Source organism: Pseudomonas lundensis (genome assembly GCF_002269125.1).
Classification (GTDB): domain Bacteria; phylum Pseudomonadota; class Gammaproteobacteria; order Pseudomonadales; family Pseudomonadaceae; genus Aquipseudomonas; species Aquipseudomonas lundensis_A.
On record NZ_NQKI01000015.1, the window covers coordinates 17,297 to 38,284 of the forward strand.

Sequence of the window (20,988 nt, forward strand, 5' to 3'; positions counted from 1 at the left end):
GTTAAAAAAGTACAGCGACAGATTTGATTTGCGCCCAAATCACTTGCCCTGGCACGAGTTTTAACTGATCCCGCGAGTACCGCGTGATGCGTGCCAGCAAGGCGGTACCGCCTGCATCCAGGCGTACCAGCCTGTGAGCCGGGTTGTCAGCAGGCGCCTCGCTGATGACCGTGGCCTGCAAGCAGTTAAGAATACTGCTGTGTTCGCCCGGCTTCAGGTTCAGGCTGATATCCCGGGCCTGAACCTTGATACGCAATGTCTGGCCTACCGCCAGAGGCCCATGAGCAACCCTCAGGCACTGTTCAGTGCCCGGCAGTTGCAGAGTTAGTAATTGGTAGTCAGCATCGTAGTGCGTGACCTGGCCTTCAATCACCACGCCTGCATCATCCCCTTGCGCCAACGGCAGATCGAGTCTGGAGAGTGTTTGAGCCAGCGGCCCGCAGGCCAGTGCTTTGCCTTCGCGGAGCAATACAATGTGGTCAGCCAGTCGTGCGACTTCCTCTTGTGAGTGACTGACATACAGCACCGGGATCTCCAGCTCTGCATGCAAACGCTCCAGATAGGGCAGTATTTCGCGCTTGCGTTGGCTGTCCAGCGCAGCGAGCGGTTCATCCATCAACAACAATTTTGGGCTGGTGAGCAAGGCGCGCGCAATCCCCACCCGCTGGCGCTCGCCCCCTGATAAATGCGCGGGGGCACGTTCAAGCAGGTGGCTGATGCCTAGTAATTGCGCGGCCTGAACCAACTCCACACGGCGCTCGTGGCGCGCAATGCGGCGCAACCCAAACTCAAGGTTGGCGCGTACCGAAAGGTGGGGGAACAGGCTGGCCTCCTGGAAGATATAGCCCAATGAACGCTTATGAACAGGCATGAAGACATTGCGCGCGCTGTCTTGCCACACCTCCCCATTGATTTCGATATACGCCTCGCGAGCACGTTCAAGGCCCGCAATACAACGCAAACAGGTGGTTTTACCTGAGCCCGAATGGCCAAAAAGGGCTGTCACGCCTTTGCCCGGCAGCTGGAGATCTACGTCCAGGGAAAAGCCGCTGTAACTCAGTGTGAGCCGCACATTAAGCTGCGAATGCATGTTCAGCTCCATTGGTTCGGGGGGCTGCGTTTGGAGTACAACGCCAGCAGAACGATAAAGGAAAACACCAGCATGGCCCCGGATAGCCAATGTGCCTGGGCATATTCCAGGGCTTCGACGTGATCGTAGATCTGCACAGAGACCACACGTGTTTTCTCAGGAATGTTGCCACCAATCATCAGCACTACACCGAATTCGCCCACTGTATGGGCAAACCCGAGAATCGCAGCGGTAATAAAACCTGGACGTGCCAGCGGCAGCGTGACGTAGAAAAAGGTGTCCCAGGGATTGGCGCGCAGGGTCGCAGCCACCTCAAGCGGTCGTCGGCCGATTGCCATGAAGGCATTCTGCAAAGGCTGTACAACAAAAGGCAGGGAGTAAATCACGGAGCCGATTACCAGCCCGGCAAAGCTGAAGGTCAAGGTGCCGAGCCCCAGGAACTGGGTGAGCTGCCCCACAACGCCATTGGGGCCCATCGCCAATAGCAGGTAAAAACCGATCACTGTCGGTGGCAACACCAGTGGTAAAGCCACCACTGCGCCCACAGGGCCGCGCCACCTCGACGTGGTGTGGGCCAGCCATAAAGCGAGTGGCGTCCCTATCACCAACAAAATGGCGGTGGTCAGTGACGCCAGTTTCAGGGTCAGCCAAATGGCGGCGAAATCGGCACTGGACAGCGGCATTTAGCGTTGATAACCAAAGGATTGGATGATGGCCCCCGCTTTGGGGCCTTTCAGGTAGTCCACCAATGCCTGTGCAGCGGCATTGTGATCACCCTTTTTAAGGATCACGGCGTCCTGTTTGATGGGGGCGTGCATCGTGCCAGGCACGATCCACGCTGAACCGCTGGTGATATTGCCATCTTTGTAGATTTGAGACAGCGCGACAAAACCGAGTTCGGCATTCCCTGTCGAAACGAATTGATAAGCCTGTGTGATGTTTTGCCCTTCGACAATTTTTTCTTTGACCTTGTCCGTCAGGCCGAGCTTGGCCAGCACGTGTGTGGCCGCCAGACCATAAGGTGCAGCCTTGGGGTTGGCGATGGAAAGATGAGTGTAATGGTTGGCCAATAAGGCTTTGTCAGTGCCGTCAATCAACGCCTTATCCGCTGACCACAATGCCAGCGTGCCAACGGCATAGGTGAAACGGCTACCCGGCACGACGTCACCTTCTTTTTCGAGTTTCTCGGGCGTCGTGTCATCGGCCGCCAGAAACACTTCAAACGGGGCGCCATGCTTGATTTGGGTATAGAACTGGCCTGTCGCACCGTAGGCTGCGATCAATCTATGGCCTGTATCTTTTTCAAAATCCTTGGCAATGGCTTGAATCGGGGCTGTGAAATTGGCGGCAACGGCGACTTGAACGTCACCAGCCTGCACGTTCATGGCCAAGCCAGCGCCGAAAAACGCGACGATTACCAAGGGGACAAAACGCACTGCATGCGCGGTCATCGGGAAACTCCATGTAATGGCGAGGGTCGCCCGGGGTAACGCGCAGCATCGGGCAACGAGAAGATAATCGCTATAGCAAAAAGTTTATAGCGCTTTGTTCTCAAATGGCCATCATGGTCGCCTGCGTAGGGGCACTTCAGCCTGCCTTGCGCAGGGTGATATTGACGCGCTGGTCGCCCAGCAATGAATGGGTGCCGGGCTTGATGGGCAAGATCGCATGGTAGCGCAAGCGATCGACGCCCCCCCAGACCACGACATCACCATGAAACAGCGAGATGCGCTGCACAGGATCGCTGCGTTCAAAGCCGCCAAACTGGAAAACTGCCGGCAACCCGAGGGAGATCGAAACAATCGGCGCTGTGAACGCACGTTCGTTCTTGTCTTGATGCAATGACATTTTGGCGCCGGGCGCATAAGCGTTGATCAGGCAGGCATCGGGCACAAACTCCTCAAAGCCTGCGGTAGCCGCAGCGGTTTCAGCGAGGTTCAGCAACACAGGGGGGATCGCAGGCCAAGGTTTGCCGCTCAAGGGGTCAACCGGGCTGTAACGGTAGCCTAGAGCGCTGGTCGTCCACCCCAGCGCGCCACAACTGCTCAGGCGCGCTGACATGGTAAAACCGCCGGGTGTTTGCATAGAGCGAAACGGCGATTCATTCAGTACGCGCTCAAGTGCCGTCAACAATGCCTCGACCCAGGGCAGGGCAAATCCACGCAAGACAAACGCTTGCGTACTGAATTGTTCAATCCGGGCGGGTTGTTGCAGGTCGCTTTCGTCAAACAGGTCGAAAGACATGACGGATTAGAGCGCCTTGCTCACTTTAATGTCGGCGATGATTTCTTCTTTGCCGTGAATCTTCTCAAGCGCTGCGCGGGCTTCTTCCACGGTTGCGGACTCGAGCTGCGCGAATTCAAAACGGCGCTCGCCGTTGAGCGTGTACTTGATGACGTATTTAGTGGTTGTCACGGGAGTTCCTGTCGCTAAGAGACGGTGTCAGGTTTAACGGAGCTTGGAGCTGGACCGGCGAACGATTTTGATCGAGTGCTTCAAGGTCGGCTTGCGGGTCACGCTGATGGCGCGGCTGCTGACTGTGTCGATGGTGATATTCCAGAAGCCGGTGCTCGGCGCGGTGATCCTGGCCGGAAACTTGTCAAATGCCCCACCATGGTAGGAGTGGCGGCCGCCATTTTTGAAGCTGCGAAAGTGCGCATCGCTCATCAGGCGAATGTTGCAGGGATGGGAGCACTCGATGACGACAATGTCATCTTCGTTGAGGTGCTCACGCTGGTGAATGAATTTCATGGGGGCTCCGATGGGCGCTTTTGCTAAAAAAACAGGACGATAGCATGTGCTTTAGTCCAAGTTGGAGGCTAAACCAGCTTATTATGCTGCCGTGCAGATGAATCTGACGTTTGGCAAATTAAAATTGCTACTTTTTGAGTATTAATTCCCTGCTGGCAGGGAGAAATTTTAAAGATCCATGGTCGTAGGATCTTTATCGGAGGATTTGTATGAAGTGGGGCGTATTGGTGGCAGTGTTGGCTTTGGGCGGCTGTGCATCCGTAACGGACATTGAGCAGACATTGCCGACGATGAGTGTGATTTCGGGCAAGAAGCCCAATGCCTACGCTCAGTGCCTGGTGCAACAATTGTCACGCACGCGCAAAGCCCCGCAAATTGAGCCGCACAAGGATGGTTTGCGGGTGATTGTTCCGCAAAAGCTTACCTCGGGGCCCACAGCGGTGATTGATATCGAAGAGCGTTCGGCGGGAAGCAGCATCAAGGTTTACGAAAGCATGTCTAACGTGCCGATTCGGCCAGGGGATATTCGCGCGGCAGCCACGCACTGCATCTCAGGCGAATAACGCTTCCGTTCATTCTTCCTGCGGCAAACACAAAACCTGACACTTGCTTCTTGCAACTGTCAGGTTTTTTTCTTACGCCTGCCGGATAGTGAGGACTACGCATTGCAGGCAAATGGCCATTAGCTTACTATTTGTGTGCTTATAAGGGTTAAGCCTAAGCATATAACAATAATGGAGCGGGCCATGGTGCCACTTAAGCGAACACTGGCCGGTGGTTTAGTGCTGCTTGCTATCAGCAGCGTTCAGGCCGCGGAGCCTCGCAACATCTTCCTGCAAGGTGGCAGTCAGCCTGGGGCCACAGCCTGTATGGCGTGTCATGGCATGGATGGCATGGGCGTCGCCCCGGCAGGATTTCCGCGATTGGCAGGTCTTTCTGCCGATTACCTCAGCAAACAGCTGCGTGACTTTAGAGAGGGCTCGCGGGTAAGTCCCGTGATGCAGCCGTTGGCCAGTGCATTGACGTCGGATGAGATCCGTTCAGTGACCACAGCCTTAGCCGCCATGCCTGCGCCAACAGCGCCTGCTGTAAGTCGCAGCCAGGTGGTCAAAAGTGTGGGGCAGTCACTGGCCCTTCGCGGCGCCTGGGAGCGCAACATTCCTGAATGCGTGAGCTGCCATGGGCCTGGCGGTGCAGGGGTTGGCAGCGCCTTTCCGCCACTGGCCAATCAACCCGCCCTTTACCTTGCCGGACAGCTTAATGCCTGGCGTGAAGGCTTGCGCCGCAACGACCCGAGCGACCTGATGGGGCATATTGCCAAAGCCATGACAGCAGAAGAAGTGAAGGCGGTCGCTGAGTATTTCGCCACCCTGGCACCTCAGGAGGCTGCGCAATGAAACGTCTGTTGCCTGTGTATGCGTTTTGTGTGCTGGTTGCACCGATGGCGGGTGCAGCCACCATTGCCATGGAAGATCAGTCGCAGCTTAAAATCCCGCCTGCGGCAAAGCACCCGAATTCCTATTTTCGTCCGCCGCAGCAAAGCGAACTTCCCGACAATGCCTATGGAAAGATGGTCATGGACGGGTACGCACTGTTTGTGGACACCAAACGTCAGGCGCCCCAATTCGTCGGCAATGGCCTCAATTGCACCAATTGCCATCTGGATCAGGGAAAACTGGCGAACTCCGCGCCGCTGTGGGGGGCTTACCCGATGTACCCTGCGTATCGCAAGAAAAATGACAAGGTCAATACGTTTGCCGAACGCCTGCAGGGCTGTTTTCAGTTCAGTATGAATGGCGGCACGCCACCGGCCGCAGACAGTCGTGAAATCACAGCCTTATCGGTGTATGCCTATTGGTTGTCGACAAAAGCGCCCGTTGGGGTCGAGCTGCCCGGGCGCGGCTATCCGCAGGTGCCTGAACCCGCTGGCGGCTTCGACTTGGTGCGTGGCGCAGCTGTTTATCAGGCGCACTGTGCGCTCTGTCATGGCAATGAGGGGCAAGGCCAGAAGGTTGGAACCGATTACGTGATGCCACCTTTGTGGGGTAAAGACTCCTACAACTGGGGGGCGGGCATGCATCGCATCAATACGGCGGCGTCGTTCATCAAGCACAATATGCCCTTGGGTAAACCCGGCAGTTTGAGCGACGAGCAAGCCTGGGATGTGGCGGCGTATGTCAATACGCACGAGCGACCACAAGACCCGCGTTTGGTGGAGGGGTCGATTGAAAAAACACGCGTGAAGTTTCACGCCAATGACGGGGTCAATGCGTATGGGCAAACCGTTAATGGCGTTTTGATCGGGCAAGGTATCCCGTAAACTGTGCCCCTTGAACCTCACTGCCGTTAAAAACGTGTAGAGCCACGGCAGTTTTTCAGGAGAACGCGATGAAACGAGCGCTTGTCCGGCAGCGTCATGCCGAAGGCAGCATTACAGCTACCCATGCCATTCCCAACCCGGCCGCGACCGATGAGTGGATTGTTTTTTTCAAGAAGAGTGCAGGGCGCAGTTTCTTTTTGGTGGATGACAACGACGAAGTTGAATCTTTCGAAGGCCTGGATACGTTAGTGGAAACGCTGCGTTCACTGGGTATCAAGTTCGTCGAAGTGCACCTCTGAGGCTGGAGCTATTTGCACATCACGATAATCGTACGGCTGGTGAAATTTCCGACATCAACACCCATGGTCTTTTCGCTTTCCTTGACGGCCGAAGAGCCATCTGTGCCAACAATCGTGTACCCCGTGCCAGCACATGAAGCGTCCGCCTTTTCATAGCACTTGCCCCATGACATGGCCTCACCGGAGCAGTCGATGCTCAGTCCCTGCTGGCCGTCAGGCAAGTAGGTGTTGGATGCTGTTGCGCAGCCTCCGAGGGTCAACAGTACGCCTATCAGAATCTTTTTCATTGAGTGCCAGTTTTCGCAAAGAAGGTCAGGAGGATTTATTACGCTTGCGCACCGGTGAAGGGGGGAGGTCCTGAAGCACAGCGGCCACTTCGATGGCGGCCGCCTCTGTCACAAAAGCGCCTGCAACCTGCTCTTCGGTGTTGCCTAGGATCCACCACTCACCTGGCTGGATTTCTTTAATCAGATACCCGTTAACTTTTTTTACATCCGACATGGCAATTAGATCCTCTGCTTGGAAAAGCACGTATGGTACCGCCAAACCGGGGCTTGCGCTGTCAAGGATGTTTAAGTGCCACTAGTCTCAAGCAGACCCTGGCGTTATTTCAGAGGTTCCGTAAATGACGCTGGCACATGAAAAAAAAGTTAAAAAGGAACTAAGTGGCACATATTTTCTCTATGTTGGTATCAGGATGCTATCGGGGGCATTGTAAGGTTGCTGCCGCCTGATTAGACTGCGCCAAATCCGTACGCACAGCCCTTTTAAGGACTCATATGATCAAGAAATGCTTGTTCCCAGCAGCCGGCTACGGCACTCGCTTTTTGCCAGCGACCAAAGCCATGCCTAAAGAAATGCTGCCGGTGGTGAACAAGCCACTGATCCAGTACGGTGTTGAAGAGGCACTCGATGCAGGCCTGAACGAAATCTCTATCGTGACCGGCCGTGGTAAGCGCGCACTTGAAGACCACTTCGACATCAGTTACGAGCTGGAAAACCAGATCAAGGGCACTGATAAAGAGAAATACCTGGTAGGTATCCGTCGCCTGCTGAGCGAATGCTCGTTCTCTTACACCCGTCAGACCGAAATGAAAGGCCTGGGTCACGCTATTCTGACTGGCCGTCCACTGATCGGCGACGAGCCTTTTGCTGTCGTGCTGGCGGATGACCTCTGCGTCAACCTTGAAGGCGATGGCGTTTTGACCCAAATGGTCAAACTGTACAACCAGTACCGCTGCACCATCATCGCCATTCAGGAAGTTGATCCGCAGGAAACCAACAAGTACGGCGTAATCGCCGGTGACCTGATTGGTGATGACCTGTACCGCGTGCGCAACATGGTTGAGAAGCCAGCGCCTGAAGACGCGCCTTCCAACCTGGCGATCATCGGTCGTTACATCCTGACCCCTGACATCTTTGATCTGATCAAGCAAACCGAACCGGGTAAAGGTGGCGAAATCCAGATTACCGACGCGCTGATGAAGCAGGCGCAAAACGGCTGCGTGATCGCGTACAAGTTTAAGGGCAAGCGTTTCGACTGCGGTGGTGCTGAAGGCTACATCGAAGCTACCAACTTCTGCTTCGAGAACTTCTACAAAACCGGCAAAGCTTACTAAGTAACACGAGCTTGCTGACTGCTTCAAGGGAAAGCCACCTACGGGTGGCTTTCTCGTTTTCCGATTTCAGTCACCCTCGGCGCTGGTCAATCGTGCCGTAGGGATTATGCTGATGGACTGCTCAGGAGATAGTGATGTCCTACGAATTTGATTTGTTTGTGATTGGAGCCGGGTCCGGCGGTGTACGGGCTGCCCGTTTTTCAGCAGGCTTTGGTGCAAAAGTGGCCGTGGCTGAAAGCCGCTACTTGGGCGGAACGTGCGTCAATGTGGGGTGCGTACCCAAAAAGCTGTTGGTCTACGGCGCCCACTTTGCTGAAGAGTTCGAGCAAGCGTCAGGCTTTGGCTGGACGCTGGGCACGTCCAGCTTCGATTGGTCAACGCTGATTGCCAACAAGGACCGTGAGATTAATCGTCTCAACGGTATCTACCGCAACTTGCTGGTAAACAGTGGTGTCACGCTGCTTGAAGGGCACGCCAGATTGACCGGGCCAAACGAGGTGGAGGTCAATGGTCAACGCCATACTGCAAAACATATCCTCATCGCCACAGGTGGCTGGCCACAGATTCCGGACATTCCGGGTCGTGAGCATGCCATCAGCTCCAATGAAGCGTTCTTCCTGAAGGAGCTTCCAAAGCGTGTACTGGTCGTGGGCGGAGGCTACATTGCCGTCGAGTTTGCCGGGATTTTCCAGGGCTTGGGCGCCGAGACCTCGCTGCTGTATCGCGGTGAGATGTTCCTGCGGGGGTTTGATGGCTCTGTACGCAAGCATTTGCATGAAGAGCTGCTTAAGCGTGGCATGGACGTACAGTTCAACGCCGATATTGCGCGAATTGACAAGCAGCCAGATGGCAGTCTGAGCGCCACGCTCAAGGACGGGCGTGTGCTTGAAGCCGATTGCGTGTTCTATGCGACGGGGCGCCGGCCGATGCTCGACAACCTTGGCCTTGAAGCGACGGGCGTCACGCTGGACAAGCGCGGTTTTGTTCAAGTCAACGACCTGTACCAAACCAACGAACCTTCGATCCTGGCCATCGGCGACGTCATCGGCCGCGTGCAGCTGACACCAGTAGCGCTCGCAGAAGGCATGGCAGTGGCGCGTCGTCTGTTCAAGCCCGAGCAATACCGGCCAGTGGATTACAACATGATTCCAACAGCCGTCTTCAGCCTGCCCAATATCGGGACGGTGGGCTTGAGCGAGGAACAGGCCCTCGAAGAAGGTCGCACGGTGCAGGTCTTCGAAAGCAGTTTCCGGCCGATGAAGCTGACGTTGACTGAATGCCAGGAACGCACGTTCATGAAGCTGGTGGTTGATGCTGAAACGGACAAAGTACTGGGCTGTCACATGGTCGGTCCTGAAGCTGGAGAAATTGTGCAAGGTTTGGCGATTGCCATGAAGGCCGGGGCGACCAAGCAACACTTTGACGAAACCATTGGTGTGCACCCCACTGCCGCAGAAGAATTCGTCACCATGCGCACGCCCGTTAAGCGCTGACTGATTGTGGGTGCGGAGACTGCCGCAGGCGACGCCATACGCCTGCGGCAGTCGCTCTGCATCCATCACGCTGTATGCGCTGTATATATCAACCACCCGCATGCGCGTGCGTTCATCAATCATCCCGTCTGGAAATGTTGATTTATCAATCACAGACGGATGAAGGCCATGAAACCGATACCGACTCGAGTACGGCGGCAATTTGATGAGCGTGCAGATGCTGTACTGCCAGGTTTAAGCCCTGATTTTCTGAGTGCCGATGATGCCGCGCGTTATGTCCATGCATTAATCGATCACACGCACGCTAAAGAGTGTGGAGGGCTAATCCTCAAAGCAGAGGATGGCAAGTATGTGGCGACCTTGCCGTTCTTTACGGAGACCGACGAATACAACCCTTATCGCTTGCTTCCTGTCGATGAGACCGGAAAGCTAAGTCATCCCCCCGGCTTTATCTGCTATGCCCTTTATCATTCGCATACCAATGACTATGAGCCCAGCCCCGCGAAGAATGACCTGCGTGAAATAGCGGCCCTTTATACGCGAGACAGTTTTTTTACGCCCAACGATGTGTTTCGCAATACGGATATAGCCACATTCATCAGCGTGCATTATTTGTCAGGCTTGAATGGCTCGTTAATTAAATATCAGTCCAAAGGGGCTGAGCAGGATGAGGCGCTTGAAGATGTAATGGTCGAGGCCATGTTTAAGGCAACGCTGTTTGAGGTTCTCACCGAGCAGATCCGGGGCGCCGCTACGCTAGGAAAGTTGTCGGTCATACAGTCCAGTGAGGTGTGGCGCGGAAAGGTCGGCAGGGTTGGCGCGGACTTTGAGGTGTATACGCCTTCGAGTTATCTGGATCTTGCTCCCAGAATCGTTGAGCATCCGGCATTCGGAGCGGTCAACCCAACCCTCGAAGAGGCCATTAAGGATGCAAAGTCACGCAGTCACCAATCAAGTGAGCGTCACTATGGGGTAGTTTTGCAACATTTAACGCGGCAAGAATTTATTGCTTCCGAGCCCGTTTTGGGTGAGGTGGACTTTTCGCTTAGCAGAGTGTTTGGAGCGGGTGCTGAGGGGGGCGTCCAGTTGCCTGACGGCTATGAGGTTCATGGCTTCTACTGCGCCAGTTCTCTTTATCACTCGCCCAAGCGCTTGCCGCCACGTGATCGCGGGTTGTTTAAACACTTTATTGACCCTGAGTTTTTATTGGCAGGTATCAAGGCGGCATGTTCGCGCACTGAACGGCCGGTCCCTCTTTATATCAACGCCCGTGAGGGGGCGGTATTAAGGGTTATGCCGGATAACAACAGTGTTAGGCGCCTGTCCGAGTTGATTGATGAGTCAGGTGCGGCGTCACCCCGGTATACACGTAATAACGTGTTGGCGGGGACGGTAGCGATGCGCGACTACATTTGCACGGTTGCTGCCACTGTTCAGCTAAGTGTTATTGATGCCACTGATATGTGGGGCGCAGTTGGACGAGTAGACGCACACTGGCAGCCCTACAAGCACGTCACCGAGCGCCACTGGAGTCCTGCTTTCAGGGATGCTGACGCTGTTGCCCTGCATGTGCACCAGCACATTAAGCGAGAGAGTGATCGCGTGTTTGGCGGGCTCATCTGTCAGCGCGCAGATGGTTTATTTACGGCCACCGAGCCTGTCGCGTCGTACAGCGAAACATTCGATCCCATGAGTGTTTATCCTGCTGAATCGCCTGCGCTAATGCCTGAAGGCTACCGGGTGGTTGCGGTTTACCACAGTCACCGGGTGCAGCCTTTACAGTTATGGCGCTCGGCTGAAGAAGAGCAGTTGTATCGCAACATGCTTGAACCTCATGAGCTGCGGGCTGCCATTGATGAGCGTCAGTGGGCGCAATACCGATACTTTTTTGGGCACGATGGTGCGCTCATCAAGTACACGCCGAGCGGTTCCGAGCGTGAAGGTCGGCTGATGGAGAGAATTACGCCCAGGGCGGATCAGCTTGAATGTGTTCGAAAAAATGCACTTCAGATGAAGTTGCGCGCCAATGCGCTAAAGCCCAGTGAATACATCAGCCTGGTTGCACGATCGGGTTCATTGCAGGTGCTGGTTGGCAGCCCTGCGTGGGGGGAGGTGGGGACGGTGACGTCTACCTGGAAGGTCACCGTACCTCGAGCTGATCCGGCTGCGGAAAAGAAGCCGGCCAGTCCGGGTCTTTAAATCGCCTGGGTCAGGCGCTCAGCCTTCGGCAAACAGGACTGAGCGTCTGGCAGCAGGCTACTGCTTCTACTGCGTCATTCGCCGGGCGGCGTGACGGGTAAAGGCGCTTCGTGTTCTCTCAGTGCCTTAAAGGTTTCAAGTGCTGCCTCAGCCTTCATCGCGCGCATGGTGAGGCCTGTGACAGCCTGTTGAGCTTCGGTCTGTACATGCTTAAGCGTTTCGCCCTCATGGATTGCCACCCGCAACCGTTCTTGGAGCAAGGTGCGCTCCCCCTCCAACTGGCTCACCTGATTGCTCAAGTGTTGGTTGTGTTGCGCCAGCTTTTTCTGCTGCTCATTGACCTGATGGATTTCCTTGGCCAGCGCACGGTTTTCACTGAGCACCCGTTCGTTATCGCGGTGCAGTTGTGTGATTTCATCCTGCCGCACAAGGGCGCTTTGCTGCGCCTGTCGCAGCTCCATCTGCACCTGTTGCAACTGACCCTCATGGCGCCGCTGATCTTGCTCGCGCTGCTCTTTGGCAGCGCTGCGGTAATGCTCCAGCGCATCGCGCGCATGGAGGTGTTTTTCTTCCAGCGAACGTATTTGCTCGTCACGGTCTTTGAGGCGCAGTTCAAAATCGCTGCACGCCTGATTTAGAGCCGCATTACGCGTCTGCTCGGTCTGCAGCATGGAGCGCGTGGACTCGAGGTGAGCGGTTTCCTGGTTCAAAGCTGTCGCCTGAATATCCAGCTCCTGTTTCAGCGCAGACAGCGTCAGTTGAGCTTCAGACAATTGGGTCTGCAGCTGCGTTTTCAGCTGTTCGTAATGTGCCTGGGCGCGATCAATCGGTTCTTGTGCTTGCTCTTGCAGCCGATGGGCGAGGCGGGAGACCAAGTCTGCCAGCTCATCGCCAAGCGCTTCATGGGAAACACCTCGACGGCTGTCACTGTCGTCCAGCTCCTTCAAATATCGGTGAATAGTGGTTTTTGAGCCGGTATTCCCCATCTCGATCCGCACCGCATCAATGCTTGGGTGTTCACCACGGGCCAGGATTGCCGCGCGTGCAATTTGCACCACTGCTTTGTTTACGCCGCCGCGAGCCATGGGTATCTCCTACGATTATGTACTGTGGTATGTATCATGTAATTACATACTATATTGAATTGAATCTTCTGTCATATTTTATGAATTATCAGGCGGGATATACTGGTATTATCCCGCGTCAACGGCTGTTTTGTGATTTTCAGGCCTGTTTCCAGTACGCAAATGTGAGAGATGCCCCAATGAGCGATCTTGATCGCTATCTGAACGCGGCTACCCGCGATAACACCCGACGCAGTTACCGCGCCGCCATTGAGCACTTTGAAGTGACATGGGGCGGTTTTTTGCCTGCCACCAGTGACAGCGTGATCCGTTACTTGGTGGCGCACGCAGGCCAGCTCTCGATCAACACCTTGAAATTGCGTCTGTCGGCCATAGCTCAATGGCACAACAGCCAAGGCTTTGCCGACCCCACAAAGGCGCCGGTGGTGCGCAAAGTGTTCAAAGGCATCCGTGCGTTACACCCGGCGCAAGAAAAGCAGGCAGAACCGTTGCAATTGCAGCATCTGGAGAAAGTGATTGATTGGCTCGAAAGTGAGGCCCAAGCGGCTCAAGCCAATGCCGATAAGCCAGGATGGCTGCGTGCGCGTCGCGACACGGCGCTGATTCTGCTGGGGTTTTGGCGGGGCTTTCGCAGTGACGAGCTTTGCCGTTTGCAGATTGAGCACGTGCAAGCACTCGCAGGTTCGGGCATCACCCTGTATCTGCCGCGCAGTAAAGGTGACCGAGACAACCTCGGTAAAACCTTCCAGACCCCGGCATTGCTTCGCCTGTGCCCGGTGCGCGCTTACATCGAGTGGCTCAATGCTTCAGCGCTGGTCCGCGGCCCGGTATTCAGAGGGATCGATCGCTGGGGCAATCTGGGTGAGGAGGGCTTGCACGCCAACAGTGTTATTCCCTTGTTGCGTCAAGCGCTGGAGCGAGCTGGCATTCCCGCCGAACAGTACACAAGCCATTCGTTGCGACGTGGTTTTGCAACATGGGCGCATCAAAGTGGCTGGGACCTTAAGTCCCTGATGAATTACGTCGGCTGGAAGGACGTTAAGTCAGCGATGCGCTATGTTGAAGCGTCCCCGTTTACCGGGATGAGCATTGCGGCAGAAAAACGTATCGGGCCTTGATCGGGATCAAGATGCGGGTTGGCGGGCTGGCAGAAAGTGATATTCGGGTTTCTTCTATTAATAGGGCAACCTGATAGCCAAAACCAATCACCAGCATCAGCTTTCCCAATGAGCCAGATACAACATGTGTTGTTAGGATTCACCCCATCAACTTTTCAACCCTGACGGAGAGTCAACGATGCCTATCATCAATAGCCAAGTAAAACCGTTCAAAGCCACCGCTTACAAAAACGGCAGCTTCGTAGAAGTGTCGGACGCCGACCTGAAAGGCAAATGGTCCGTTGTGTTCTTCTACCCGGCTGACTTCACATTCGTATGCCCAACCGAGCTGGAAGACCTGGCTGACAACTACGAAGAGTTCAAAAAACTCGGCGTGGAAATCTACAGCGTGTCCACTGACACTCACTTCGCTCACGCTGCATGGCACAACACTTCGCCAGCCATTGGCAAAATCCAGTACACCATGATCGGCGACCCGACGCTGACTATCTCTCGCAACTTCGACGTTCTGATCGAAGAAGCGGGCCTGGCGGATCGCGGCACGTTCGTGATCAACCCTGAAGGTCAGATCAAAATCGTTGAGCTGAACGATGGCGGCGTTGGCCGTGATGCTTCCGAACTGCTGCGCAAAATCAAGGCTGCCCAGTACGTCGCTGCCCACCCGGGTGAAGTGTGCCCGGCCAAGTGGAAAGAAGGTGAGTCCACCCTCGCGCCATCGCTCGACCTGGTCGGCAAGATCTAAGCCTGTGAGCCAGCCAAGGGCGGTGATCCGCACCTGAGTTGTTAGCAGCATCGCCCTCAAAACGCCCGGGCGAGATTCGCTCGGGCGTTTTTTTTACACAGTCTTAAACCGTTAAGGAGATCGCCCGTATGTTGGACGCCAATTTAAAAGCTCAGTTGAAGTCATACCTGGAGCGGGTCACCCAGCCGATCGAGATAGTTGCATCCCTCGACGACGGTGCGAAATCCCGTGAAATGCATGACTTGTTGAAAGAAATCGCCAGCCTTTCCAGCCAGATCACCTTGCTGGACAACGGTACCGATGCGCGCAAACCATCGTTCTCGTTGAATCGCCCGGGCGGTGATATCAGTCTGCGTTTTGCAGGCATCCCCATGGGCCACGAATTTACATCGCTGGTACTGGCCTTGCTGCAAGTAGGCGGCCACCCATCGAAAGCCAGTCCCGAAGTGATTGAACAAATTCGCTCGCTCACAGGCGAGTTCAACTTCGAGACGTACTTCTCCCTGTCCTGCCAAAACTGCCCGGACGTGGTTCAGGCGCTGAACCTGATGGCCGTGCTCAACCCCAATATTCGCCACGTGGCGATTGACGGCGCTCTGTTTCAGGACGAGGTCAATGATCGCCAGGTGATGGCGGTTCCCAGCGTTTACCTGAACGGCGTCAACTTTGGTCAGGGCCGCATGGGTCTTGAAGAGATTCTCGGCAAGCTGGACATCGGCGCCATTGAGCGTCAGGCCGAGAAAATCAGCGCTAAAGATGCATTTGATGTGCTGGTGATTGGCGGCGGCCCGGCCGGCGCAGCAGCGGCTATTTATGCTGCCCGTAAAGGCATTCGCACCGGCGTGGCAGCAGAGCGTTTCGGCGGTCAGGTGCTGGACACCATGGCCATCGAAAACTTCATCTCGGTTCAAGAAACCGAAGGGCCGAAGCTGGCCACGGCACTTGAAGAACACGTCAAGCAATACGACGTGGACATCATGAACCTGCAACGCGCAGACCAATTGATTCCGGGTAAGGGCGGCGAGCTGCACGAAGTCAAATTTGCCAGTGGGGCGTCATTGAAAGCCAAAACGCTGATTCTGGCGACCGGTGCGCGCTGGCGTGAAATGAACGTGCCCGGCGAGCAGGAATACCGCAGCCGTGGCGTTGCATACTGCCCGCACTGCGACGGGCCGCTGTTCAAGGGCAAGCGCGTGGCCGTCATTGGTGGCGGTAACTCAGGGGTTGAGGCAGCCATTGACTTGGCCGGCATCGTTGCTCACGTCACCTTGCTTGAGTTCGACACCAAGCTGCGGGCCGATGCCGTCTTGCAGCGCAAACTCAACAGTTTGCCAAATGTCACTGTCATCACCCAGGCACAAACCACGGAAGTGACTGGCGACGGTCAGAAAGTGAATGGCTTGCGTTACAAAGATCGTCAATCCGGTGACGTGCACACTGTCGAGCTGGAAGGGATTTTTGTCCAGATCGGTTTGTTGCCTAACACTGATTGGCTCAAAGGGACTGTCGAGTTGACACCACGTGGCGAAATTGTGGTGGATGCGCGGGGTGAAACGTCGATCCCCGGTATTTTTGCAGCCGGTGACGTTACTACAGTGCCGTACAAACAAATCGTGATTGCGGTAGGCGAGGGCGCCAAGGCGTCGCTGAGTGCCTTCGATCATTTGATCCGCACGTCTGCTCCTGATTAATGGTCCGGACAGAAAAAAACCCATGAGCAATCATGGGTTTTTTTTGCGCTGCTTATTACAGCGGGGTGGGCTGAATGATCTCGACCCAGTAGCCGTCGGGGTCTTTGATGAAGGCCAGGGACTTCATGCGGCCATCGCTCAGACGCTTCTGAAAGTCGACATTCAGTGCCTCAAAACGCTCGCAGGCCGCGACAATATCAGGCACGGAAATGCAGATATGGCCAAAGCCGCGCGGATCGGTATTGCCATTGTGGTAAACAACGCTGTCGTCGGTTTCCGAGCCGTGGTTGTGGGTCAGTTCCAGAATGCCCGGGATAGACTTCATCCATTCGGTGCGTGCGGCGTCATCCGCCGGGATCTGCGCTTTGTCGACCAGCGCCAGGAAGTACAGGCTGAACGCGGCTTCAGGGAAGTCGCGCTTTTCCACCAATGAGAAACCCAGGATGCGGGTGTAAAAATCCAGGGATTTCTCGATGTTCTTGACGCGCAGCATCGTGTGGTTGAACACGAAATTTTGGGTAGCGCTATCCGGTGTGGCAGTAACGCCGGGAATGCTGTTCAGTGTTTGCAGGCTCATGAACCCTCCGAAGATGATGCTTGGATGATTGGTCGCTACGGTAAGCGTGATGAAGGGAATGATACGGAATGTGACGCCATGCGCCAAACCCGATTCGGCTCATGGGACGGATGGCGATGTTGATGTAGAGCGGGCGCTCGATAAATCCGAGGCAAAAAGAAGCCCGCCGAAGCGGGCATGGGGCGCTAGTCCTTTAGCAGCCTTCATCCTGAAACTATGGGTGTGAAAAATTTGTGAATATCGATGCGCTTGCGACTATCGGACCCGTAACCCGGCTGAATGGTCCTCGCACTATCGGCGCCGGTGGACATGGGTGAGCCTTCAATGTGCTGTAAAGAGGGCGCTATAAATTACTTGCCCAAAAAAGCCCTGATAAACAGGGCTTTTACAGGAAGGGTCAGCTGCGAACCCAACGCTCGACGGTTGATGCGCCGTACTTTTCCTTCCACGCTTTAAGCCCGCGATGGTTACCGCCTTTGGTTTCAATAAGTTCACCGGTATGTGGGTTGTGATAAACCTTCACAACACGGGCTTTGCGCTGTTTAGGGGCTGCTGAAGGCTTGGATGTCACGGGGTGAGGATCAAGAATCGCGATGATGTCACGCAGATTCTTATTGTAAGATTTCATCAACCCTTGAAGTTTTTGTTCGAATTCAATCTCCTTTTTTAATCCGGCATCATTTTTCAAGGCTTCCAACTGCGCCATTTGTTCTTGTAGCGCCTTTTCAGCGGCGCGAAACTCGGCAAGTCTGCTCAAAGTCATTACTCCGATCGTGGGTTCGGTCTGTACCTGACCGATGTGATGAAAGATGGACGGGCAACATAAGGTAGACAGAACAGTACTTCAGCGGTTCATTGCAAATGACTGCTCAGTAACATAAGGAATTGGGCGACCTGAATCCGGTCAAAAAAATTGTAGTAGTTAATTTACAAACTGCCACACAACAGATGATCGGCTCTATAACACCTGATTAAAGCGTTTGGCTTCGTTTACATCTATGCGGTCGGGCGCTCGTGCAAAGACACGATAAACTGCTCTGCAGGTAAAGGGCGTGCGAACAAGTACCCCTGCAAAAACGCCACGCCACGGGCTGCCAGATAGTCGCTTTGTTCCTCGGTCTCAATCCCTTCCGCGACAACCCCCAGCCCCAGTTTTGCGCTGAGCTCAATAATGGCATCAAGAATATGAATGGACAGGGCATCCGCGCCGATCATGGCGACGAAACTTTGATCAATTTTTAAATAATCCACATTGAATTCATGCAGGTAGCCCAGGCTTGAGTGCCCTGTGCCGAAGTCATCAATGGCTATCATCACCCCCAGCTCATGCAATTGGGCAAATAAGCGGTGGGTCACCTCACTCGGGACAATCAATTCACGCTCTGTTAACTCCAATACGAGTTTTATATGCCCGGGTGCAAAAGCCTTAAGAAAAGACCGGCAGTCTTCAACCAGTTCAAGGTCTTGACAGTGCCGGGCCGTGATATTGAACCCAATATGAAAACCGGTCTCCAGACGATTGGCCTGTGGCGCCAACAACTTTGCGGTTTGCTGCATTAACGACCGCGTCATGGGCACAATAAGCCCGGAGTGCTCTGCAAAAGGAATGAACAAATCAGGCCCGACCAGACCTTCGCGTGGATGTTGCCAGCGCATCAATACTTCAGCGCCCGCCCACTGCCGGTCAGCGGCGCGCACAATAGGCTGGAAAAAGGGAATGAATTCTCCTGCCTCCAACCCCCGCTGGAGTTCATGGCTGGGAGATGACGCGCGCTTTTGTAACCAGCGAACAGTGGCCGCCGACACCACGCCCAAAAAGATCAGTAATGCGAGTAAACCGGGGTATTCCACCACAGCAAAACGCCACACTTCACCGTCGCTGAAACCCACCACGACACGGTAGGGGTATTCAGACGATGGCAAGCTAACTTGCGCCACAGGGTATTGCGGTACAGGCGTAGTGCGAACGACGCCATAACGGTCAATCCAGGCATCGCCCACTTGTATCAATAAAAGGGTTTTATGATTGATAAGGCCCAATACATTGACCAAGTGAAAACCATACAGGCTGACCAGAACGCCTTGAGCGTTTTTTTGTTTGCGCAGGATCAGCAGGGGTTCGTTCGGGGTGACCGGATTGCCTGCCATTAACCACAACCGCCCGGCGGCATAATTTTCCGGGTTGACGGTTTCCTTGAAGTTGCCGAACAGCGAGGAGCAGTACAGTTGGTTATCCCATACCAGGTTGACCGAGCGAACAAAGGGGCGGCGAGTAACTTGATCGCGTAGCGCAAGTTCGACCTGGGGGCAGGCCTGACCGGATAAAGGCAGCACCACCTCCGAGGCCAGCGCTGCATTGTCGAGCATTTGATCGAATTGCCTGACCGCCTCGGTCGAGGTCTGTTGAGCGACCAGTTTCAAAGAACGATCAGCCTGCCAGACAATGATGCACAACCCCAGCACCACAGGCAGTAATCCACTGAGCACAACCAACGCGTAACGCTCTGTCCATTTGCGGGTCATTTTCAGCGTTAAAGGCATTCAGGTTCCTGCGCACACAAGGGCTATCGATAGAAAGAGGGTAGGCGGTAATAGGAAAAGGTTAGCATTGGTACGCCACAAATTCACGGGTGGCCGGGACAAACCTGATTACGCCATGTAGAATCCGCTTACGCATACAAGAATAATGACTTCTGCAAGCAGAAGCCCCGCCCGCAAGAGATGGGTCGACATGAAGATATTCGGGTTCCAACTGATTCACGGAGATTTCCTTGCGCGCAGTGTACGTGGCATTTCCTGCGCGCCGCCTCAACGCTTCGGCATTCTTAGCAAATAACCTTACGTTAATTCTAAAAATGACAAAGATGAGGCGCCAAAATGGCTGATCTATACGAAAACCCAATGGGTCTGATGGGCTTTGAATTCATCGAGTTCGCATCCCCAACACCGAATACCCTTGAACCCATTTTCGAAATCATGGGTTTTACCAAAGTCGCCACCCACCGCTCCAAGGCTGTGCACCTGTACCGCCAGGGCGACATTAACCTGATCCTCAACAATGAGCCTCACAGCGTAGCCTCCTACTTTGCTGCCGAGCACGGCCCGTCCGTTTGCGGCATGGCATTTCGCGTGCGCAATGCGCAGCAGGCTTATGCCCGGGCACTTGAACTGGGCGCGCAACCGATTGAAATCCCGACCGGTCCAATGGAACTGAACCTCCCTGCGATCAAAGGCATCGGTGGTGCACCGCTGTACCTGATTGACCGTTATGGCGAAGGCAGTTCGATCTATGACATCGACTTTGTTTTCATTGAAGGCGTGGACCGTCATCCCGTGGGGGCAGGCCTGAAAATCATCGACCACCTGACCCACAACGTGTACCGCGGGCGTATGGCTTACTGGGCCAATTTCTACGAAAAGCTCTTTAACTTCCGTGAAATTCGTTACTTCGACATTAAGGGTGAGTACACCGGCCTGACGTCCAAGGCCATGACAGCCCCGGATGGCATGATCCGCATCCCGCTCAATGAAGAGTCGTCCAAGGGTGCCGGGCAGATCGAAGAGTTCCTGATGCAGTTCAACGGCGAAGGCATTCAGCACGTGGCTTTCCTCAGTGACGACCTGGTCAAGACTTGGGACGCGCTGAAGAAAATCGGCATGCGCTTCATGACAGCTCCACCGGACACCTATTACGAAATGCTTGAAGGCCGCTTGCCAAATCATGGCGAGTCGGTAGAGGCCCTGCAATCACGCGGGATCTTGCTCGATGGTTCGTCCGATAAGGGCGACAAGCGCTTGCTGCTGCAGATCTTCTCCGAAACCCTGATGGGCCCGGTGTTCTTCGAGTTTATTCAGCGCAAGGGGGACGACGGTTTTGGGGAAGGTAACTTCAAGGCCCTGTTTGAATCCATCGAGCGTGATCAGGTGCGTCGCGGTGTATTGACCGCAGACTGATTCTGGCGCACAAAAAAACGCCCGCCCTGTCATAGGGGCGGGCGTTTTTT

Annotated in this window: 23 protein-coding genes; 11 read left to right on the plus strand and 12 right to left on the minus strand. The window is 54.8% G+C overall.

Going from position 1 to position 20,988, the window contains the following annotated elements; genetic code table 11:
- Position 1: 1 nt before the first annotated feature.
- The 6 genes from modC to CJF39_RS11380 all read right to left on the minus strand — a co-directional run bounded on the left by modC (position 2) and on the right by CJF39_RS11380 (position 3,841).
- Complete coding sequence (modC, locus tag CJF39_RS11355; RefSeq protein WP_094993513.1) at positions 2-1,090, minus strand: molybdenum ABC transporter ATP-binding protein; 1,089 nt, start codon at positions 1,088-1,090, stop codon at positions 2-4.
- A 2-nt stretch (positions 1,091-1,092) separates the two neighbouring features.
- The gene (gene modB, locus CJF39_RS11360) at positions 1,093-1,773 is read right to left on the minus strand and encodes a molybdate ABC transporter permease subunit (protein ID WP_094993514.1); all 681 of its coding nucleotides are present in this window, start codon (positions 1,771-1,773) and stop codon (positions 1,093-1,095) included.
- The gene (gene modA, locus CJF39_RS11365) at positions 1,774-2,541 is read right to left on the minus strand and encodes a molybdate ABC transporter substrate-binding protein (RefSeq protein WP_094993515.1); all 768 of its coding nucleotides are present in this window, start codon (positions 2,539-2,541) and stop codon (positions 1,774-1,776) included.
- A gap of 136 nt (positions 2,542-2,677) precedes the next feature.
- Positions 2,678-3,334 carry a DNA oxidative demethylase AlkB gene (alkB, locus tag CJF39_RS11370; RefSeq protein ID WP_094993516.1) on the minus strand — a complete coding sequence of 219 codons (657 nt, stop codon included), beginning with the start codon at positions 3,332-3,334 and terminating at the stop codon, positions 2,678-2,680.
- Positions 3,335-3,340: 6 nt separating this feature from the next.
- On the minus strand, positions 3,341-3,505 hold the full coding sequence (locus CJF39_RS23035) for a hypothetical protein (protein ID WP_094993517.1): 165 nt from the start codon (positions 3,503-3,505) through the stop codon (positions 3,341-3,343).
- Positions 3,506-3,538: 33 nt separating this feature from the next.
- Complete coding sequence (locus CJF39_RS11380) at positions 3,539-3,841, minus strand: DUF1883 domain-containing protein (RefSeq protein ID WP_047274675.1); 303 nt, start codon at positions 3,839-3,841, stop codon at positions 3,539-3,541.
- A 209-nt stretch (positions 3,842-4,050) separates the two neighbouring features.
- On the opposite strand from CJF39_RS11380, the gene CJF39_RS11385 reads away from it, so the two are divergent.
- The 4 genes from CJF39_RS11385 (at position 4,051) to CJF39_RS11400 (ending at position 6,460) form a co-directional block, all read left to right on the plus strand.
- Entirely contained in the window at positions 4,051-4,404 is a 354-nt protein-coding gene (locus CJF39_RS11385) for a hypothetical protein (RefSeq protein ID WP_094993518.1), read from the plus strand.
- Positions 4,405-4,587: 183 nt separating this feature from the next.
- Positions 4,588-5,238 (plus strand): c-type cytochrome, encoded by a 651-nt coding sequence (locus tag CJF39_RS11390; protein ID WP_094993519.1) that lies wholly within the window; start codon positions 4,588-4,590, stop codon positions 5,236-5,238.
- A complete protein-coding gene (locus tag CJF39_RS11395; RefSeq protein ID WP_094993520.1) occupies positions 5,235-6,161 on the plus strand; it encodes a c-type cytochrome in 927 nt (308 codons plus the stop codon). The genes CJF39_RS11390 and CJF39_RS11395 overlap by 4 nt, the downstream gene beginning before the upstream one ends.
- A gap of 68 nt (positions 6,162-6,229) precedes the next feature.
- On the plus strand, positions 6,230-6,460 hold the full coding sequence (locus tag CJF39_RS11400; protein WP_094993521.1) for a hypothetical protein: 231 nt from the start codon (positions 6,230-6,232) through the stop codon (positions 6,458-6,460).
- 8 nt (positions 6,461-6,468) lie between these two features.
- On the opposite strand, the gene CJF39_RS11405 is transcribed toward CJF39_RS11400, so the two are convergent.
- Both CJF39_RS11405 and CJF39_RS11410 read right to left on the minus strand, forming a co-directional pair.
- Positions 6,469-6,747 carry a hypothetical protein gene (locus tag CJF39_RS11405; RefSeq protein WP_094993522.1) on the minus strand — a complete coding sequence of 93 codons (279 nt, stop codon included), beginning with the start codon at positions 6,745-6,747 and terminating at the stop codon, positions 6,469-6,471.
- 25 nt (positions 6,748-6,772) lie between these two features.
- The gene (locus CJF39_RS11410) at positions 6,773-6,961 is read right to left on the minus strand and encodes a hypothetical protein (protein WP_094993523.1); all 189 of its coding nucleotides are present in this window, start codon (positions 6,959-6,961) and stop codon (positions 6,773-6,775) included.
- A 278-nt stretch (positions 6,962-7,239) separates the two neighbouring features.
- Here CJF39_RS11410 and galU point away from each other — a divergent pair, with 278 nt between their 5' ends.
- The 3 genes from galU to CJF39_RS11425 all read left to right on the plus strand — a co-directional run bounded on the left by galU (position 7,240) and on the right by CJF39_RS11425 (position 11,771).
- Complete coding sequence (galU, locus tag CJF39_RS11415) at positions 7,240-8,079, plus strand: UTP--glucose-1-phosphate uridylyltransferase GalU (RefSeq protein WP_047274668.1); 840 nt, start codon at positions 7,240-7,242, stop codon at positions 8,077-8,079.
- A gap of 134 nt (positions 8,080-8,213) precedes the next feature.
- Entirely contained in the window at positions 8,214-9,572 is a 1,359-nt protein-coding gene (gene gorA / locus CJF39_RS11420) for a glutathione-disulfide reductase (protein WP_094993524.1), read from the plus strand.
- 168 nt (positions 9,573-9,740) lie between these two features.
- Positions 9,741-11,771, plus strand: coding sequence for a DUF4329 domain-containing protein (locus CJF39_RS11425; protein WP_170942673.1), 2,031 nt, complete (start codon positions 9,741-9,743; stop codon positions 11,769-11,771).
- A 74-nt stretch (positions 11,772-11,845) separates the two neighbouring features.
- Here the strand turns inward: CJF39_RS11425 and CJF39_RS11430 are convergent, their stop codons facing one another.
- Complete coding sequence (locus tag CJF39_RS11430; RefSeq protein ID WP_094993526.1) at positions 11,846-12,856, minus strand: DNA-binding protein; 1,011 nt, start codon at positions 12,854-12,856, stop codon at positions 11,846-11,848.
- Between the two features lie 179 nt (positions 12,857-13,035).
- Here CJF39_RS11430 and CJF39_RS11435 point away from each other — a divergent pair, with 179 nt between their 5' ends.
- The 3 genes from CJF39_RS11435 (at position 13,036) to ahpF (ending at position 16,407) form a co-directional block, all read left to right on the plus strand.
- Positions 13,036-13,974, plus strand: coding sequence for a site-specific integrase (locus CJF39_RS11435; protein WP_094993527.1), 939 nt, complete (start codon positions 13,036-13,038; stop codon positions 13,972-13,974).
- A gap of 178 nt (positions 13,975-14,152) precedes the next feature.
- Positions 14,153-14,716: an alkyl hydroperoxide reductase subunit C gene (gene ahpC, locus CJF39_RS11440; RefSeq protein WP_016780891.1), complete on the plus strand. Its 564-nt coding sequence runs from the start codon at positions 14,153-14,155 to the stop codon at positions 14,714-14,716.
- A 128-nt stretch (positions 14,717-14,844) separates the two neighbouring features.
- Positions 14,845-16,407, plus strand: coding sequence for an alkyl hydroperoxide reductase subunit F (gene ahpF, locus CJF39_RS11445; protein ID WP_094993528.1), 1,563 nt, complete (start codon positions 14,845-14,847; stop codon positions 16,405-16,407).
- A 55-nt stretch (positions 16,408-16,462) separates the two neighbouring features.
- On the opposite strand, the gene gloA is transcribed toward ahpF, so the two are convergent.
- From gloA to CJF39_RS11460, 3 genes are all read right to left on the minus strand, one after another.
- Positions 16,463-16,984 carry a lactoylglutathione lyase gene (gloA, locus tag CJF39_RS11450; protein WP_094993529.1) on the minus strand — a complete coding sequence of 174 codons (522 nt, stop codon included), beginning with the start codon at positions 16,982-16,984 and terminating at the stop codon, positions 16,463-16,465.
- Positions 16,985-17,381: 397 nt separating this feature from the next.
- Positions 17,382-17,741: a histone-like nucleoid-structuring protein, MvaT/MvaU family gene (locus tag CJF39_RS11455; protein WP_094993579.1), complete on the minus strand. Its 360-nt coding sequence runs from the start codon at positions 17,739-17,741 to the stop codon at positions 17,382-17,384.
- Positions 17,742-17,980: 239 nt separating this feature from the next.
- On the minus strand, positions 17,981-19,525 hold the full coding sequence (locus CJF39_RS11460) for an EAL domain-containing protein (protein ID WP_094993530.1): 1,545 nt from the start codon (positions 19,523-19,525) through the stop codon (positions 17,981-17,983).
- 336 nt (positions 19,526-19,861) lie between these two features.
- Between CJF39_RS11460 and hppD the strand changes: the two genes are divergently transcribed.
- Positions 19,862-20,938, plus strand: a complete 1,077-nt coding sequence (gene hppD, locus CJF39_RS11465; protein WP_094993531.1) for a 4-hydroxyphenylpyruvate dioxygenase — start codon at positions 19,862-19,864, stop codon at positions 20,936-20,938.
- Positions 20,939-20,988: the final 50 nt, after the last annotated feature.

Coding starts and splice junctions, on each gene's coding strand:
- CJF39_RS11460 (WP_094993530.1), bottom strand. CDS start 19,525: ATGCCTTTAACGCTGAAAATGACCCGCAAATGGACAGAGCGTTACGCG.
- modC (WP_094993513.1), bottom strand. CDS start 1,090: ATGCATTCGCAGCTTAATGTGCGGCTCACACTGAGTTACAGCGGCTTT.
- gloA (WP_094993529.1), bottom strand. CDS start 16,984: ATGAGCCTGCAAACACTGAACAGCATTCCCGGCGTTACTGCCACACCG.
- galU (WP_047274668.1), top strand. CDS start 7,240: ATGATCAAGAAATGCTTGTTCCCAGCAGCCGGCTACGGCACTCGCTTT.
- CJF39_RS11390 (WP_094993519.1), top strand. CDS start 4,588: ATGGTGCCACTTAAGCGAACACTGGCCGGTGGTTTAGTGCTGCTTGCT.
- CJF39_RS11435 (WP_094993527.1), top strand. CDS start 13,036: ATGAGCGATCTTGATCGCTATCTGAACGCGGCTACCCGCGATAACACC.
- CJF39_RS11430 (WP_094993526.1), bottom strand. CDS start 12,856: ATGGCTCGCGGCGGCGTAAACAAAGCAGTGGTGCAAATTGCACGCGCG.
- CJF39_RS11405 (WP_094993522.1), bottom strand. CDS start 6,747: ATGAAAAAGATTCTGATAGGCGTACTGTTGACCCTCGGAGGCTGCGCA.
- ahpC (WP_016780891.1), top strand. CDS start 14,153: ATGCCTATCATCAATAGCCAAGTAAAACCGTTCAAAGCCACCGCTTAC.
- ahpF (WP_094993528.1), top strand. CDS start 14,845: ATGTTGGACGCCAATTTAAAAGCTCAGTTGAAGTCATACCTGGAGCGG.
- CJF39_RS11380 (WP_047274675.1), bottom strand. CDS start 3,841: ATGAAATTCATTCACCAGCGTGAGCACCTCAACGAAGATGACATTGTC.
- CJF39_RS11400 (WP_094993521.1), top strand. CDS start 6,230: ATGAAACGAGCGCTTGTCCGGCAGCGTCATGCCGAAGGCAGCATTACA.
- CJF39_RS11425 (WP_170942673.1), top strand. CDS start 9,741: ATGAAACCGATACCGACTCGAGTACGGCGGCAATTTGATGAGCGTGCA.
- alkB (WP_094993516.1), bottom strand. CDS start 3,334: ATGTCTTTCGACCTGTTTGACGAAAGCGACCTGCAACAACCCGCCCGG.
- CJF39_RS11395 (WP_094993520.1), top strand. CDS start 5,235: ATGAAACGTCTGTTGCCTGTGTATGCGTTTTGTGTGCTGGTTGCACCG.
- modB (WP_094993514.1), bottom strand. CDS start 1,773: ATGCCGCTGTCCAGTGCCGATTTCGCCGCCATTTGGCTGACCCTGAAA.
- gorA (WP_094993524.1), top strand. CDS start 8,214: ATGTCCTACGAATTTGATTTGTTTGTGATTGGAGCCGGGTCCGGCGGT.
- hppD (WP_094993531.1), top strand. CDS start 19,862: ATGGCTGATCTATACGAAAACCCAATGGGTCTGATGGGCTTTGAATTC.
- CJF39_RS11385 (WP_094993518.1), top strand. CDS start 4,051: ATGAAGTGGGGCGTATTGGTGGCAGTGTTGGCTTTGGGCGGCTGTGCA.
- modA (WP_094993515.1), bottom strand. CDS start 2,541: ATGACCGCGCATGCAGTGCGTTTTGTCCCCTTGGTAATCGTCGCGTTT.
- CJF39_RS11410 (WP_094993523.1), bottom strand. CDS start 6,961: ATGTCGGATGTAAAAAAAGTTAACGGGTATCTGATTAAAGAAATCCAG.